Origin of the sequence: Paenibacillus sp. RRE4 (assembly GCF_031844205.1) — a bacterium.
GTDB classification, from domain to species: Bacteria; Bacillota; Bacilli; order Paenibacillales; family Paenibacillaceae; genus Paenibacillus; species Paenibacillus xylanexedens_B.
On the sequence record NZ_JAUZUT010000001.1, the window covers coordinates 1,256,791 to 1,272,386 of the forward strand.

Below are 15,596 nucleotides of genomic sequence, written 5' to 3' on the forward strand. Positions count from 1 at the left end.
AACCCCAAAAAACCTCCATTGGCGTGGAGGTTTTTTGGATTGGTCCGAAAAGTTAAGACGAAAAAAGAAATCCGCTGATGCTGTGTATCGTGGATTCGCAATTAGCGAAAGGATTCATACCGCTGCTGAAAAGAAGACTCCATCTCCACTTGGCGTGCCAATTGTTGCTGTACTTTGGAGCCACGAATGGCCTGCAGTTGCTGCAGCACATCGGAAGAACTGAAATCATGATCTGCCATCTGTATGAGCAGTTCGGCAAGAACGTCGGCATCCTCAAGCGCAGCATTCAAGCCGAATGCTCCTGTGGGTGTCATCGTATGAGCAGCATCACCAATTAGCGCGACATTGTCATCCGCCCACCTGGAGCTATAACTGCTCTCTACAGAGAGCAGCACAAAATCACTCCAGTTTTTGATATGCGCAGCGACAGAATCCGTAAGACAAGGGAAGGCGGCTACCAGCTTGCCTACAAAAGGAGCAAAGGGCTGTTCACGCAGCTTGGCAAAGCCTCCTTCGGGAATGTTCCACCCAATCTGTACATAACCGCCGTATTGTGAAAATAATGCGAGCTGCTGACCGTCCATACTTGCCATGCGGACCGCAGGTTCCCATCCTGGAGGTGCAGGGATGCGTGCCCATAACAGATCGTAGCCGTGTTTGCGAATCTCGGGAACAAGGCCGGCATGTTTGCGTACTGCAGAATATCTGCCGTCTGCGCCAATAACGACCGAAGCTCTAATGGAGGCAGGAACACCGTTTTGACGCACGTTAATGCCAGCAACCCGTCCGTTTTTGTCTCGAAGCAACCCGGTCATAACGGTGTTGAAGCGAACCTGATGCATCGGGTTTAGCGCTTCGATCTGGGTTGTGATCGCTTCAAGAAGGTGATCTTGTGGTACATGCACGCCAACATGGTGCTCCCCTTTGGTTGGATCAGGATTGATCGTGTGCAGGATGTTGCCTTCTTCCCAATATTGAATCTGTTCCAATGGTAATACCCCGTGCTCTTGAATGTGTGAATATAACCCATGCTTGTTCAAAATAGCTTCGCCATCTGCATTCAGCAGTTCTCCGCGGAACGATTTATGGAGATGTGGCTGTCGCTCAATAAGTAATGTAGAGATGCCTTTCTGGTTCAGCAGGTACGAAAGCAAGGCGCCTCCAGGCCCTGCCCCGACGATACAGACATCTGTATCACTGACAACGCTCGTTTGAGTATTCATTGATTTCATGTACATTATTCCCTTGCTATATGATGGTAAAATCTAGTGTGGACAACTGTTTACTTTATGAAAACAAATTTATTTAAATTATTAAGTAACTAAAAGTAACCTATTGGATATACGTTATTATAATCAAAGTATTCCTGATATACAATAGGCCAAATTCAAATTTTTTATCACATAAAGGGATGCGCCCATTTTGCTCACTAGGCAGCCTTATTTTTTCACAACCAAATGTGTGTAAATATGTTACAATATAAGGCAGGTTACAATGAAAGGCAGGAGGAACGGATATGAGCCCGAATACGGAGCGAAACTCGCAATTGGCAAACGTTGATCAATTGTTGGAGGCCTTCTTCAGATATAAAAATAAAGTATTGGATCAACAGCAAAAGTCAGAAACAAACTGCAGGCTGAATCCAACAAAAAGCCATATATTGGGCATGATTTTACGTGAAAAGCGCTGTATGGCTGTTGATGTTGCGCGTCAGCTTAGTCTGTCCTCTGGAGCTACGACGATTGTGCTTAATCAACTTGAAAGTGAGAACTTGATTCAACGGGAACGCAGCGAGGAAGATCGCAGAATCGTTTGGTTGTCCTTAACGGAAGAGGGCGAACAGTTAGCCAGAACGTTGAATGTTAACCGTGGCCGTATGACATGGGAGCTGTTACAAGCGCTTACGGAGGAGGAACAGCAGTTAATGCTGGGCATGCTCAAAAAAATAGAAATGAAGCTGCTGGAAGACATGAAATCTTTTGAGCAGACTTATCGTTAATGCATATGACACCTGAAGACGTCAGTCCTCATGCATTCCTGCCCGGCAACGGGTATGAATATGTGAAGACTGGCGTTTTGTGCATTATAACAGAGCTACAGATGAAAGCGAGATACATGATCGTTCAAGCCTTCCTGTATAAGAATATCTTTCTGCCGGCTGCCCATTAAGTCAAAATGAGGGAAGGGCTGCCTCCGATGAATATATCGCGGGTCTAACCCGTGTTCACGACACCATTGTTCCAGGCGATGAAGGTCTGCACAGCCCACTTTGGTGACACTGGTTATGCCGGGGAATCTGGAATCGATCCAGAAATGAGTGAGATAAGCGATCTCACCGCGTGTGACTTGTTCTTTCCATGCTGCAAGTTCTTCCCGTTTAATCCCAAAAGCCATAGTTGAACGTTCCTTTCCGACAGAGTATGTCCTTAACATATTGTACATCTTATATATGAACTCAATCAAAATGTTTCAGCACGATGCGTATCAGCTACAAAGAAATGGGTAAATGAATATGAAAACTTTGTTATAAACGTCTATGCTTTTGTTAAAATAAAGGCATCACAAACGATTCATGACTTATGTAGCGGAAAGGGATGTCATCATGGAACTATTCATTGCGGTACTTGCATTGCTTGGACTGATCGGTTTATCTAACGTGTTGAACCGGTTTGTGCCTTTTATTCCCGTTCCGCTTATTCAGATTGCTCTGGGGGTAGCTGTAGCCCTCTTGCCAGCAGGTGTACATCTACCATTGAATCCGGAATTGTTTTTTGTGCTTTTTATTGCGCCCTTATTGTATAACGATGGAAAAAGAACGCCAAGGAACGAACTTTGGAACCTGCGTGCTCCGATTCTTTTGCTTGCACTAGGACTGGTGTTCGTTACGGTTGCTGTTGCCGGATATGCCATACACTGGCTGATTCCGACCATTCCACTTCCTGCCGCATTTGCGCTTGCGGCCATTCTTTCCCCGACTGATGCAGTGGCTGTAGGTGCCATGGCCGGACGTGTACATCTGCCCAAAAGCATACATAGACTTCTTGAAGGAGAAGCATTAATGAATGATGCTTCGGGCCTGGTTGCATTTAAATTTGCTATCGCAGCTACGGTTACGGGTGTTTTCTCACTCACTCAAGCCACATTCAGTTTCATTATCATTGCCGTAGGAGGTCTGCTTGCTGGTGCGCTCATGTCTTTTTTGTTTATTCGGCTCGGGGTATGGATTCGCAGACTGGGCATGGAAGATGTAACGATTCATATGTTGATTCAGATTCTGACTCCATTCGTCATCTACCTCGTGAGTGAAGAGATCGGGGTCTCCGGCATTCTGGCCGTGGTTGCAGGCGGGATCATTCATGCGATTGAGCGTGACCGGGCAGAATCGGTTCAGATTAAGATGCAAGTGGTGTCTGCGAGCACATGGTCTGTTATTTTATTTATATTGAATGGTCTGGTGTTTGTCATTCTCGGTGTGCAGGTTCCCGATGTGCTTAGTAAGATCTTTGTCAACGTATCATTCAATAACTTCGAGGTGCTGGGTTATGTACTGATCATCTCCGTACTACTTGTGTTGTTACGTTTCATGTGGATATATTTGTTCTGGCAAGTCAATGAATGGCTACGTGCGAAGTCCGCTAGTGGCAAACCGCGTTTTAAGGAGATTACTATTCTCTCTCTATCGGGAGTAAGAGGTGCAGTGACGCTGGCTGGAGCATTTTCGATTCCATTTGTGCTTCAGGACGGGTCGCCTTTTCCCGAGCGTGATTTAATTATTTTTCTGGCGGCTGGTGTTATTTTGTTTTCTCTGATTGCGGCGAGCGCGTTGTTACCTGTGTTAGCCAAGGAAGAGGGGAAATCCTCCGATGAAAATACACCACAGAAATCTGAACGCAGAGCACAGGACATTATGCTGAATGCCGCTATTCGAGCAGTCAAGTCTGAAATGAACGATGAAAATAAAGCTGCCGCACTAGCCGTTGTGTCTGACCTGTCCAAATATATTAAACAGGCGACAGGGCAGTTTACAGCAGATAATCGTAAAGCATTGCAGAAGCAGGAAACAGCGATCAATCTGATTGCTACCCGGGCGGAGCGTAAAGAGATTGAAGTGATGATGGATGAAAATGCCCTTGGGCCCGAAGCGGCTTTCAAATGTGATAACTGGCTGGATCGTAAGGAGATGATGCTTTCAAACCGGACGAACACTCAACTGCTCTCGTCGCTCAATGAGATTGGACGAATGCTGGGTCAAATGTTCACAAACCGTTCCGGCAAACCAGATCAGCCCTTTATGCTTGAAAATGCTGAACTGTTCCGGAAGGTGAAGCTTCGCACCTCTCAGGCAGCAATCAAAGCCATCCGGGCACATATGAATGACTCCAATCGTGTGGCGGCTCTCGCGGTTATTTCCAAATATGAGCGGGTGATCGCAAAGTTACGTGGGTGGAATCAGGATAAGACGACTGAAGATCCGTTCAATCAGGATAAACTGGAACTTCAGATGGTCGCCATTCAGGAGCAACGCAATACAATACAACAGCTGTATGAGAACGGAGAGATTACACGCGATGTTGCAGCCAGATTACGTCGTTATATCAATGATGTAGAGGCAACAGCTCTGAAAAACGATTAATCATTATTAATCGATCATTCATGAGTTCGCATGAATCGGGCAATGCTAACGGAGAGTTTGACGTATGAAATTCAAAGTGAGGATACGACATGAACCTGAAAGCTACCCGATTCATCGCATTGTTCATGCTAACTGGAGTGATCCTTGGCAGTTCGACAAGCTCGGCATATGCCAAGCCAGTGCAGAAGAATCGTCAGTATTATGAAGAACGGGGAGAGATCGTATGGGAAGTCCCCACGCAGGACAAACTGATCGCTCTGACTTTTGATGATGGGCCAGACCCTGTTCAGACACCGCAGATTTTAGCTTTGCTCAAACAGTATCATGCAAAGGGTACTTTTTTTGTACTCGGCAAATGGGCAGAAAAATTTCCTGATATCGTCAGGCAGGAGCAGTTAGAAGGACACGAGATTGCTAATCATACGTTTGCACACACGTATGCCGTTCGCTCAACAACAGCGGACAAATACTTGAAAGACATGCAAGCGGCAGAAGCTTCGATTGTAAATGCAGGTGCGGAGCGTCCACTGTTGTTCAGACCTCCTGGGGGGTATTACAACGATATGGTGATTCAGGTGGCGAAGCAGAAGGGCTACACGATCGTATTATGGTCTTGGCATCAGGATACTCGAGACTGGGCTCTACCTGGTGTATCCGCGATTACAAACAAAGTTTTAAATAATGCCCGTAATGGGGACATCGTTTTGTTTCATGACAAAGTGGAAAGCAAATCCCATACGATTGATGCCCTGCGAACGATTTTGCCCAAACTGCAGGAACAGGGCTATCAATTTGTTACCGTATCTGAACTTCTTGCCGTGAAAGCTCGTGAAGCTGCCAAGGGTGGGGTGTCGTCTTCATTACCACGAAAGCAACCCTAGTGCAGGCGATTGAAAGATTTATCAGCAAAACCAGCTGGACCTAGATTGTGTTGGAAGCGAGATTTCATTAGTAAGTCTAAGCTAATCACAGCCGCAATCAAGCTGAACCATTGAAGCTTGATTGCGGCTGTTTGTCGTGAAGTTATTCATTGAACCTCGGTTTGGCGGGTATGCCGCAAATTGTTCGGAAATAAGTCCTAGGCTTTTGTTTTACAATCGAAACGTCTACAATAGATAAAGTCTTTATATAAGACCCTATTATGTTAATAGAGAAGGTGAACAAGTTGAATGGACAAAAGAGAGCTGACATCAGACCTGGTTTAGAGGTGGATATCGTACTGAAACAGGATCAATCCAGTGGCAAACTGACGAGAGGCATCGTCAAGGATCTGTTAACCAAGTCTCCTTCACATCCTCATGGGATCAAGGTGAGATTGACAAACGGTCAAGTGGGGCGAGTGAAACAAGTAATTTCTGCAGGTAATCATCCGCAATGAGTGTGAGCGGAAGGCTGGATACGACCGAAAAAGTAATGAAGCACCTGTCGGTTGGCGATCAACAGCAACAAGATGCTTACCGTGTTTTGCACGAGAGCAGACTGCTTCTCACGCTTTCTGCCCACGCTGCGTACCCCGCGGGGACGGTACCGATTGACGTGTATCTACCTGATAGTGATCTGGACATCCTGTGTTATTCAGAAGATCTGAACGCTTTCCAAGTCGAGACTTCTAGTCAACTAGAGAGCATTGCGGTGAACGGAAGTACAGAGTGGACGTTCGGAGATAATGCCTTAGGTCAGAACGCATACATTACATGTAAACTGAGATTGGAATTATGGCCTGTTGAAATATTTGCCCAAGCAACTCCTGTCGATCAGCAGAATGCCTACTTACATATGCAGGTCGAATGGAGTTTGTTGCAGTTATGGGGAGAGGCAGGACAACGCGAGATTCGCAGACTGAAGCAAGCAGGGTGGAAAACAGAGCCTGCCTTCGCCCGTGTACTAGGGTTAGAGGGTGATCCTTACATAGTGATGCGAGAACTAGCCAGCCTGCAGGAGCCGGAGCTATGGGATTTTGCCAGATCACGCGTCACATTTAAATGAGAAAGATCGCTACAACTGTAGTTACTGTTAATCCGATGATAACCGGTTTCAGATTACGCCTCGCAAGTTCAAACGGGCTGACCCCGCAAATTGCGGCAGCCGGAATTAACGCCCACGGAATTAACGTTCCGCCGCCAACCCAGATTGCGGCTACTTGGCCCAGTGCGGTAAGTACCGGAGCCGAGTTAGTCGTACCTGCAAACATGGTAGCAATCGAACCTACGAGGGAAATTCCCGAAAAGCCAGAGCCATCCAGACCGGTTACAGCTCCAGTGACGGTCATCGTAATCGCCCCGACGGTTCCGTTCATAGGCACAATCCCCGCAAGTGCAACGCCAAGATCATTGACGATCCCGTGTGACCCTTCAGGAAGTGGATTCATAAATAACTCCGTTATCGCAGCGTCACCGAGATAAAAGAATGCGGCAATCGGAATGACTGGACCAAATACTTTGAAGCCGAACTGGAATCCTTCAATTAAATAACCGGTCGTTTCTTCTGAGCCGCTGTGACGGTGTGTTGCAAGGGAAACGGCTATCAGAATAACGATTGCGGTTCCGCCAATCAGCGCTGTTGCATCTCCGCCCTGCAGATTTAGAACAAACATTAGCACAACGTCAAGTGCGAATAACAACGGAATAAAAAGGGCGAAAGTTTTTCTCAGACGAAGAGGCAATGTGGGAACCGGTGTAGACTCATTTGGTTCTGACTGTGGCTCAGGCGCTGACTGCTGCTGTGGGGCAAACTCCTGTTCCTTCCGTTTGGTGGTGTTCATTTCTTTGCGAAGCATCCAGAAGGCGGTAAGCGTAGATACCATGCCCATGACTACGACGAGAGGAACACTGGCAACCATCACTGACGTAACAGGAAGACCTGCTGCGTCTGCAGTAAGTTTGGGAGCACCTTGAATAATGTAATCCCCTGACAAGGCAATGCCGTGCCCAAACAAGTTCATTGCAATGGCGGCTCCAATCGGAGGTAAACCTACGCGGACAGCTACCGGCAAAAGTACTGCTCCAATCAAGGCTACTGCAGGAGATGGCCAAAAAAATAAAGATACGACCATCATAATAAGTCCAATGCCCCAGTATGCGGCATGAGGCGTGCGAATAAATCGGGTGAGCGGTGTGACCATGATTTCATTAATACCTGTGCGGATCAGAACACGGCTCATCGCCACGATTATTGAGATGATAAAGATTGTACTTAACAATTCCTTCGTTGCGTAGATAAAACTGTTAAAAACCCCGGTGACGGAGCCACTTAATGTTTCAGTTGCCAGCAGTCCAATGGTCATAATGCCTGCGACACAGATCATGGTTGTATCTTTGCGCCGAACCATAACAGCGATAATCAGGACAATAAATGCCAAATACACATAATGCAATGGGATAAGTTGAATATTCATCATGATGACAGCCTCCTGCATCCCTGGTCATCGATCCTGGGAGTGCTATATCCTATGCATGTCAAGCCTAGGTGTTCGTGGAGGTGGCAGCAGGATTTTTTTTACATCCAGAGAATTATATGAGTGAAACGAGCAAACACACGACAGGGACTATGACTATACCAAGTCACGATAACACACATCTGCGGGTCATCGAACCTGATAGACAACGTCAAACCGAGGTGATTACAATATACATGCCATCTTCAGGTAGAAATTAGAAAAAATTCAGCGAGCCTGAATCAAAAGGACGTTAATGTATGAACTTGATCCGTTCATTACGCTTTAAATTTATTGTGGGACTTACGTTAATCATGTTGCCGCTGTTTATGCTGTTGTACTATAACAATGTGTATGCCATGAAGGTCGTACGTGATAAGGTATCCCTCACCAATATGAATCATTTGGCCAAAAACGTGGAACAAAATGAGCGTGTATTACAGGAAACCAATCGATATTTATACAGTTTGGGCGAACGTGACCCTGATATTATCTCGCTGTTTTTTCTGGAATACGGAAGTGGAGATTACATCATTGCCAAGCAGCGAATCATGAACAAGTTTATGACCGATATCGGTTTCTATAATCTTATCGATTCTTTTTATTTGTATGATGCGGTGAATGATGACCTGTTGCTGGCAACCGCGGGCAATTATGATATTAAAAAATCGGTGGTACAACGTAATATGCCTGCACAGTTGCGTCAGCTCGAAGGGGATATCCAAAGGCCGGAATGGAGCATCGTCCGCGGAGGATCATTTAATGCACTTGTGAAAACGGTACGTATTAATCAGCAGTTCTATGCTGGTGCACTGGTCGATATGAATGCGCTGAATGACACACAACAGTTTACTGAATCAGGTGACAGAGGTGGAGCGGTGATCGTTACACCTGATGGCAGAGCATTATCTGATTCTACGTTAAATAAGGGGCAGATCAAGCTGGTCGCTGATCATTTGACCGATTTGGAAAGCCCGTATCAGGTCATCTCGGAGCCGGGTAACACTGCTCGTCAGTATCTAATGGTGGGCATTCCCTCAGCCATGTCGGATATGAATTATATCGTCTTGTTGCCAGAGGAAGATATGATGCGTAATTTGCCGTTTTTCCAACAGATCATCAGGCTACTTCCGATCGGGGCGGCCGTTATTTTGATCACAGCACTTTTCTTCCTAAGACAGCTTCTGTTCCGTCCAATGAATGCGCTTATTCGGGGAATGAGAAGGGTTAGCCGAGGGGAACTCGATGTAACGCTGGAAGCACCGTCTTCGTCTGAACTGGAGTTTGTGACACGTAGTTTCAATCAGATGATACAGGAAATTCAACATTTGAAGATTGATGTGTATGAGGAGCAGCTACGTACGCGAGAGGCAGAATTCAAGCAATTGCAGATGCAGATTAATCCTCACTTTTATCTCAACTCCTTGAATATTATTCATAGCCTGGCTTCCTTGCAAAAACATGAACTGGTGCAACAGATGGCTGGTCATCTGGCTGATTATTTCAGATCCAGCTTAAGGGCTGGCAAACGAGTGATCACGCTAAACGAAGAGATGGAGCACATTCGGCATTATCTTGAAATTCAGAAGTTAAGGTTCCCGAGCAAGCTGGATTTCGAACTTGATATTGATCCGGAGGTAGGGCATGTTGTGCTTCCGCCGCTGACGATTCAGCCTTTTGTCGAAAATGCAATTATCCATGGTTTTCAACGAAGAATGCATTCGTTCGTGATTCGGATTACTGCTCGCCTGACCGAAGCATCCGGTATTCAGTCCGGAGGAGAGGGGATGCTCCAGCTTCAGATTATGGACAACGGGGTCGGATTCGAACCCGTTTTGTTAGAGCAACTGAAAAGGGGAGAATATGCCAAAGATCCTGGAGGACAACACATTGGAATATGGAATGTTGCACATCGGCTATTGGTCAAGTATGGCCCTGAGGCCGGGTTAACGTTTGAAAATAGGATAGACGGAGGCGCTGCAGTAAGCATTTATCTGCCTGCTCAGACCGAGGAGCAAGAAGGAGGAACTCATGCGGAACCTGTTGATCGTGGATGATGAAGTGTATGCCCTGCAAGCGATGCTGGAGGGGGTGGACTGGAATGCAGCCGGAATTGACCAGGTATTCGGCGCTTGTGATGTGGAGGAAGCAAGGCAGGTCATTCGAGCCCATGCTATCGACATTCTGATTTGCGACATCGAGATGCCTGGGGAAACGGGGCTTGACCTGCAGAGCTGGGTATTGAAGCATGACCCTGGCATCCTGACGATTTTTCTGACAGGTCATGCGTTGTTCGATTATGCACAGACGGCTATCAAACTGAACAGCTTTGATTATTTGTTAAAACCTGCTCCTGCAGACCAGCTGCTTAAAGTCGTTACACGGGCATTGGAGAAGATCAGGGACGGAGAGCAGCGCACCCGAACGAATGAAGTTTACGAGACCGTATACAAACGGTGGAAAACCCATAAACCACTCCTGACAGAACGTTTTTGGAAGGATGCTGTGTCTCAGCGAAGTACACTTACGCCACAACGGTTGCAGCAACTTGCTGAGCTATATGGTGCAGAGATTGATCCCGCAGTGCGTGTTCTTCCTATTGTGATCTCCGTTGAAGAGTGGGTACGTGAATTTAACCTGCGCGATGAAGAGGTACTGGAATACGCTCTGCGTAACGCAGCCAGAGAAATATTGCTTGGAGACAAACCGGGTGAAGTGTTCCAAGATCATAGTGGCTTAAATATTGTGCTTGCCTACGAACAAGATGGAGTTATCCTTGCAACCGATGAAGCAGAGCAGCGATGTCAGCGCTACATTCAAGAGTGCGGCACATACTTCTACTGCCGGTTATCCTGTTATGTTGGCGCACCGGTAGCTGTAACCGAATTGCAAGGCATGTTGAATGAACTTATGGACATGGAGCGCCGCAACATTAAAGAGCTGGAAGAGGTTTTTGTGTATGATGAGCGGAATCGGGATCAGGAGGATCGGTTTTTGCCTATCCCATGGTTCCCGGAGCTATCCATCCTTTTCGAAACCGGCAAGGTAGAAGATTTGCGTGAACGTGTGGATGAAATCTTCGATTTGCTTGCTGCTCAGGAAGGGTTGTCACCAGAGATGTTACGGCTTTATTATCATGCGATGTTGCACGTTGTCTATCCGCTTCTGCATCAGAATAATGTGTCCATTCGCAGCCTGTATCCCGGAGAACGGGAGCCGGAAGAAACGGTAGTCACGAGGTCATTGCCGCAGTTGAAACAGTGGACACTTGATCTCATAGATCGAGTCATTCCCGTGCTGTACCCGGACGATCAGAACCCGATGTCAATTGTAGATCAGTTATGTATCTACATTGAAAACCACATTGGAGAAGAATTGATGCGGGAAGAGCTTGCTGCTTTTGCCGGATTTAACCCGGCATATCTGTCCCGTTTGTTCCGTAAAGAAAAGGGCATGTCTCTGTCCGAGTTTATTCTTCAGCGCAGAGTGGCCATGGCGAAAACGTTGTTATCCCAATCCACCGTCAAGGTAACGGATATTGCAGGTAAGGTCGGATACTATAACTACTCCCATTTTACGAAAATGTTCAAAAAATGCACCGGCATCACGCCGCAGGAGTTTCGCAAACAATCCAGAACCGTGTAATCAGGCGCAGCATGCTGCGCCTTTTGTTTGTTTTTTATGGGATTAAAGTCATAATTTGATAACTGAATAGGTCACCACAGCAGATAGAGGAGTTGATCGCCCCGCCGTATACTTGAACCACAGGAGGCGCACGGAGCTTCATCCTGAGGAAGAATTCAAGAGGAGTGAGGGAGAACACGTTATGAAGACACAACCCCAAGCGGGTAAGGGCGTACGGATATCGGAGATACCGGAAGGCACGGCTCGAAAGCGCAAGTCCGTGTTGTACAATCTTGGCAAGTACAAGGTGCTTTACCTGATGTTTTTGCCAGGCATTCTGTTTCTGCTGGTAAACAATTATATGCCGATGTTCGGCGTTCTGATCGCATTCAAAAATGTAAACTACGCGGATGGAATCTGGGGAAGCCCGTGGAGCGGGTGGGACAATTTCAAATATCTGTTCTCAACCAGCGATGCATGGGAGATTACGCGAAACACCCTTGCATACAACAGCGTGTTTATTGCACTTAATCTGATAGTCGGTGTAGGTCTCGCCATTTTACTCAACGAAGTCAAAAACAAAGCGATGTCCAAACTGTATCAGTCTTTGATGTTGTTGCCTTATTTTCTATCGATGATCGTGGTCAGTTATCTCGTTTTGGCATTCCTCGGCAAGGACTCGGGATTTATGAACTCAACCATATTGCAAATGTTCGGAGGACAGCCGATTGACTGGTACTCGGAACCGAAGTATTGGCCGTATATCCTGCCGCTCGTGAATACGTGGAAAAATATCGGTTATTATGCCGTCATTTATCTCGCCGCTGTTGTGGGCATTGACGAAGAATATTATGAAGCGGCTGTGCTGGATGGTGCATCGAAGTGGCATCAGATTCGTTTTATCACCATTCCGTTTTTGATCCCGCTGATTGTCATTATGACCTTGCTTCAGATTGGCCGGATCTTTTATGCAGACTTCAGCTTGTTCTATCAGGTTCCGCTGGAATCGGGCGCGCTGTTCCCTGTAACCAACGTTCTTGATACGTATGTATATCGGACATTCCTCATTGGTGGAGACATCGGGATGTCATCTGCGGCAGGTTTATATCAAGCGATTGTCGGATTTGTACTGGTGCTGGTATCCAACACCATCGTCAGACGGATCGACAAAGATAATGCACTATTTTGAGAGGAGGCAAGTCAGTTGTGAAAACACGTGATCCATTAGCTGTATCGAAGCGTTCTGCTGCTGTCATTCATTTCATGTTTTTATTCTATGCCATTGCCTGTATCGTGCCGATCATACTGGTCTTCGCCATCTCTTTCTCGGACGAGACAACCGTTATTGCGAATGGCTACAAGCTTATTCCGGAGCAATTCAGCCTTACGGCCTATGAATTCCTCTTTAAAGATATGGATCAGATTATCCACTCGTACGGAATTTCTATCATTGTAACGGTCGTTGGTACGATTACGAGCGTTGCGCTGACCGCATTATATGCCTATCCGCTCTCACGAAGAGATTTGCCATACCGAGGCTGGTTCGCCTTTTTCATCTTCTTTACGATGTTGTTTAACGGTGGACTTGTTCCTTGGTATCTGGTTTACGTCAACGTGCTGGATTTGAAAAACTCGATTTTTGCCTTGATCTTGCCGTTGCTCTTATCACCGTTCTTTGTACTGGTCATGCGTACGTTCTTCGCGAATTCCATTCCCGTTTCCATTCTGGAATCAGCACGCATCGATGGAGCAGGTGAATTGAAAACGTTTTTGCGAATCGTACTGCCGCTTTCATTGCCCGTTATGGCAACCGTTGCGCTGTTTAGTACGCTGAACTACTGGAATGACTGGTATCTTAGTATGATTTTTATTTCGGATAACCGGACGATCAGCCTTCAGTACCTTATGTACCGGACGCTGCTCGATATTCAATATTTAACAACCAACTCTAATGTTTCTTCACAGATTTCATCGCAGGGCGGGCTTCTCAATCTGCCAAACAAAACGTTGCAAATGGCGATGGCTGTCGTCGGTATTGGTCCAATCGTACTGGCGTATCCATTCTTCCAGCGTTACTTCATCAAAGGTCTGACGGTAGGTGCTGTGAAAGGATAACTCCGGCCGGTTAGGGAGTGAGTATGGTCTAAGGGAGATAGACGAAAGGGCATATACAGAAAGTTTGCCGTTTATGAGGAATTGGGGAAGAACGGTAAACGTGTGAAAGACAACGGTCCATTATACGAACAGGAGGGGTTCAATTGGTTCAATCGTTAAAAGTATGGTCACGTATGACGGCAGCGGCCATGGCACTGGCACTGGTGCTTGCTGGTTGTTCGTCAGACAAGGGAAACTCTGCAACACCTGGTGCTGAGGGCAGTACGCCGAACACAAACAATGAAAAGCCTTATGAGGTTTCCTTGTTCTATCCGGGCACACCTCAGAAAGATGTCGCTCTTGTGGAAGCAGAAATTAACAAAAAGATGGAGCCCAAGATTGGGGCAACCATCAAAATTAATGCTGTGGACTGGGGACAGTGGGATAACAAGCTGAACCTGATGATCTCTTCAGGGGAAAAAGCAGACATTATCTTTACCGCTGCTTGGCAGAATTACACGGTAAACGTGGCGAAGGGTGCATTCTTGCCGCTGAATGAACTGCTGGATAAATATGGTCAGGATATCAAGAAAAATCTGGACCCTGCCTTCCTGGAAGGTTCCCAGGTAGACGGCGTGAACTATGGTGTACCAACGAATAAGGAGCTTGCAGCCACTCGTGGCGTGCTGGTACGCAAGGATCTGGCTGATAAATACAAACTGGACCTGACAGCAGTGAAAACATGGGCTGATCTGGAGCCACTGCTTAAAACAATCAAGGAAAACGAGCCAGCTGTGACTCCGTTCTATATGTCCAATACAAACGGTAACGGATTGCTCGAAAATCTCGACTGGGATTACCTCGGGGATGCCTCTGTACCTGGAGTGATCTCCAAAACAGCGGGGGAGACTACCGTGCTGAATGAGGTCGAAACACCGGAATTCAAAGAAGCAGCCGAACTTGCACGTAAATGGTATCAAGCCGGCTATATCAATAGTGATGCGGCTACGTCCAATGTATTCCCGAAAGATCAGGCGAAAGCCGGCAAAGCTTTTATGTGGACGGATGGCATGAAGCCAGGTAAAGACAAGGAAGAGGAAGGTTATGTAGGACATCCGCTCACGCAAATTGAGATGACGAGTCCAACGATTACAACCGGTGATGCCTCTGGTGCGATGCTTGCCATCTCCCGTTCTTCCGAACAGCCGGAGAAAGCAATGCAAGTCATTAACTTGCTGCACTCCGACAAAGAAATTAACAATTTGCTCAACTTCGGTATCGAAGGCAAACACTATGTAAAAGTAGAAGGCCAAGAGAACATCATCAAGCTGCCTGACGGTGTAGATGCGAACAGTCGTACCTACAATCCAGGTGCACAATGGCAACTGGGTAACCAGTTCCTGAACTATCTGTGGGATAACGAAGATCCGCAGAAATGGGAGAAGTTCAAGGAGTTTAATGCGAAAGGCGTAAAATCTCCTGCCCTTGGTTTCACATTTAACAGCCAGTCGGTTAAAAATGAAATAGCGGCTGTAAATAACGTCAACAAACAGTTTAAGCCAGGCATGACCTCGGGTGCAGTTGATCCGAATGAAATGATTCCAAAGTATTTGGAAAAATTGAAAGCAGCAGGTATCGATAAAATTATCGCGGCCAAACAAGAGCAACTGGATGCATTTTTGGCTCAAAAATAATACAGTGCTATCCTGAGAGAGTACATGTTTCCATCATCCAATACATCTCATCAGCAGGGCTCCCAAAAAGGAGTTATCGGTTTTTACCGATAACTCCTTTTTTTATGTATGGATCGTT

13 protein-coding genes are annotated in these 15,596 nt (G+C 46.5%); 10 read left to right on the forward strand and 3 right to left on the reverse strand.

Features of this window, described 5'->3' with window-relative positions; all coding sequences use genetic code 11:
• Positions 1 to 101 precede the first annotated feature (101 nt).
• Complete coding sequence (locus tag Q9R46_RS05815) at positions 102 to 1,232, reverse strand: FAD-dependent monooxygenase (protein WP_311279276.1); 1,131 nt, start codon at positions 1,230 to 1,232, stop codon at positions 102 to 104.
• Positions 1,233 to 1,516: 284 nt separating this feature from the next.
• On the opposite strand from Q9R46_RS05815, the gene Q9R46_RS05820 reads away from it, so the two are divergent.
• A complete protein-coding gene (locus Q9R46_RS05820) occupies positions 1,517 to 1,999 on the forward strand; it encodes a MarR family winged helix-turn-helix transcriptional regulator (protein WP_145329522.1) in 483 nt (160 codons plus the stop codon).
• 95 nt (positions 2,000 to 2,094) lie between these two features.
• Here Q9R46_RS05820 and Q9R46_RS05825 read toward each other — a convergent pair whose 3' ends face one another.
• A complete protein-coding gene (locus tag Q9R46_RS05825) occupies positions 2,095 to 2,394 on the reverse strand; it encodes a hypothetical protein (protein WP_311279277.1) in 300 nt (99 codons plus the stop codon).
• Positions 2,395 to 2,602: 208 nt separating this feature from the next.
• Between Q9R46_RS05825 and Q9R46_RS05830 the strand changes: the two genes are divergently transcribed.
• The 4 genes from Q9R46_RS05830 to Q9R46_RS05845 all read left to right on the forward strand — a co-directional run bounded on the left by Q9R46_RS05830 (position 2,603) and on the right by Q9R46_RS05845 (position 6,619).
• Entirely contained in the window at positions 2,603 to 4,633 is a 2,031-nt protein-coding gene (locus tag Q9R46_RS05830) for a Na+/H+ antiporter (protein WP_311279278.1), read from the forward strand.
• Positions 4,634 to 4,722: 89 nt separating this feature from the next.
• Complete coding sequence (locus Q9R46_RS05835; protein WP_311279279.1) at positions 4,723 to 5,514, forward strand: polysaccharide deacetylase family protein; 792 nt, start codon at positions 4,723 to 4,725, stop codon at positions 5,512 to 5,514.
• Positions 5,515 to 5,798: 284 nt separating this feature from the next.
• Positions 5,799 to 6,011, forward strand: coding sequence for a YwbE family protein (locus tag Q9R46_RS05840; RefSeq protein WP_090924399.1), 213 nt, complete (start codon positions 5,799 to 5,801; stop codon positions 6,009 to 6,011).
• Complete coding sequence (locus Q9R46_RS05845) at positions 6,008 to 6,619, forward strand: DUF4269 domain-containing protein (RefSeq protein ID WP_311279280.1); 612 nt, start codon at positions 6,008 to 6,010, stop codon at positions 6,617 to 6,619. The genes Q9R46_RS05840 and Q9R46_RS05845 overlap by 4 nt, the downstream gene beginning before the upstream one ends.
• On the opposite strand, the gene Q9R46_RS05850 is transcribed toward Q9R46_RS05845, so the two are convergent.
• Entirely contained in the window at positions 6,612 to 8,027 is a 1,416-nt protein-coding gene (locus Q9R46_RS05850) for a hypothetical protein (RefSeq protein ID WP_311280956.1), read from the reverse strand. The two genes, Q9R46_RS05845 and Q9R46_RS05850, sit on opposite strands and share 8 nt — an antisense overlap.
• Positions 8,028 to 8,326: 299 nt before the next feature.
• Between Q9R46_RS05850 and Q9R46_RS05855 the strand changes: the two genes are divergently transcribed.
• The 5 genes from Q9R46_RS05855 (at position 8,327) to Q9R46_RS05875 (ending at position 15,478) form a co-directional block, all read left to right on the forward strand.
• Positions 8,327 to 10,123 (forward strand): sensor histidine kinase, encoded by a 1,797-nt coding sequence (locus Q9R46_RS05855; RefSeq protein ID WP_311279281.1) that lies wholly within the window; start codon positions 8,327 to 8,329, stop codon positions 10,121 to 10,123.
• Positions 10,098 to 11,711, forward strand: a complete 1,614-nt coding sequence (locus tag Q9R46_RS05860) for a response regulator transcription factor (protein WP_311279282.1) — start codon at positions 10,098 to 10,100, stop codon at positions 11,709 to 11,711. The genes Q9R46_RS05855 and Q9R46_RS05860 overlap by 26 nt, the downstream gene beginning before the upstream one ends.
• Positions 11,712 to 11,892: 181 nt before the next feature.
• Complete coding sequence (locus tag Q9R46_RS05865) at positions 11,893 to 12,879, forward strand: ABC transporter permease (protein WP_311279283.1); 987 nt, start codon at positions 11,893 to 11,895, stop codon at positions 12,877 to 12,879.
• Positions 12,880 to 12,896: 17 nt separating this feature from the next.
• On the forward strand, positions 12,897 to 13,805 hold the full coding sequence (locus Q9R46_RS05870) for a carbohydrate ABC transporter permease (protein WP_145329543.1): 909 nt from the start codon (positions 12,897 to 12,899) through the stop codon (positions 13,803 to 13,805).
• Positions 13,806 to 13,948: 143 nt separating this feature from the next.
• Positions 13,949 to 15,478, forward strand: a complete 1,530-nt coding sequence (locus Q9R46_RS05875) for an ABC transporter substrate-binding protein (RefSeq protein WP_311279284.1) — start codon at positions 13,949 to 13,951, stop codon at positions 15,476 to 15,478.
• The last annotated feature ends 118 nt before the right edge of the window (positions 15,479 to 15,596 follow it).

Bases quoted from the DNA above. Each gene is read 5' to 3' on its own strand.
- Q9R46_RS05825 (WP_311279277.1), bottom strand. From the start codon at position 2,394: ATGGCTTTTGGGATTAAACGGGAAGAACTTGCAGCATGGAAAGAACAA.
- Q9R46_RS05815 (WP_311279276.1), bottom strand. From the start codon at position 1,232: ATGAAATCAATGAATACTCAAACGAGCGTTGTCAGTGATACAGATGTC.
- Q9R46_RS05830 (WP_311279278.1), top strand. From the start codon at position 2,603: ATGGAACTATTCATTGCGGTACTTGCATTGCTTGGACTGATCGGTTTA.
- Q9R46_RS05845 (WP_311279280.1), top strand. From the start codon at position 6,008: ATGAGTGTGAGCGGAAGGCTGGATACGACCGAAAAAGTAATGAAGCAC.
- Q9R46_RS05820 (WP_145329522.1), top strand. From the start codon at position 1,517: ATGAGCCCGAATACGGAGCGAAACTCGCAATTGGCAAACGTTGATCAA.
- Q9R46_RS05855 (WP_311279281.1), top strand. From the start codon at position 8,327: ATGAACTTGATCCGTTCATTACGCTTTAAATTTATTGTGGGACTTACG.
- Q9R46_RS05835 (WP_311279279.1), top strand. From the start codon at position 4,723: ATGAACCTGAAAGCTACCCGATTCATCGCATTGTTCATGCTAACTGGA.
- Q9R46_RS05860 (WP_311279282.1), top strand. From the start codon at position 10,098: ATGCGGAACCTGTTGATCGTGGATGATGAAGTGTATGCCCTGCAAGCG.
- Q9R46_RS05865 (WP_311279283.1), top strand. From the start codon at position 11,893: ATGAAGACACAACCCCAAGCGGGTAAGGGCGTACGGATATCGGAGATA.
- Q9R46_RS05850 (WP_311280956.1), bottom strand. From the start codon at position 8,027: ATGAATATTCAACTTATCCCATTGCATTATGTGTATTTGGCATTTATT.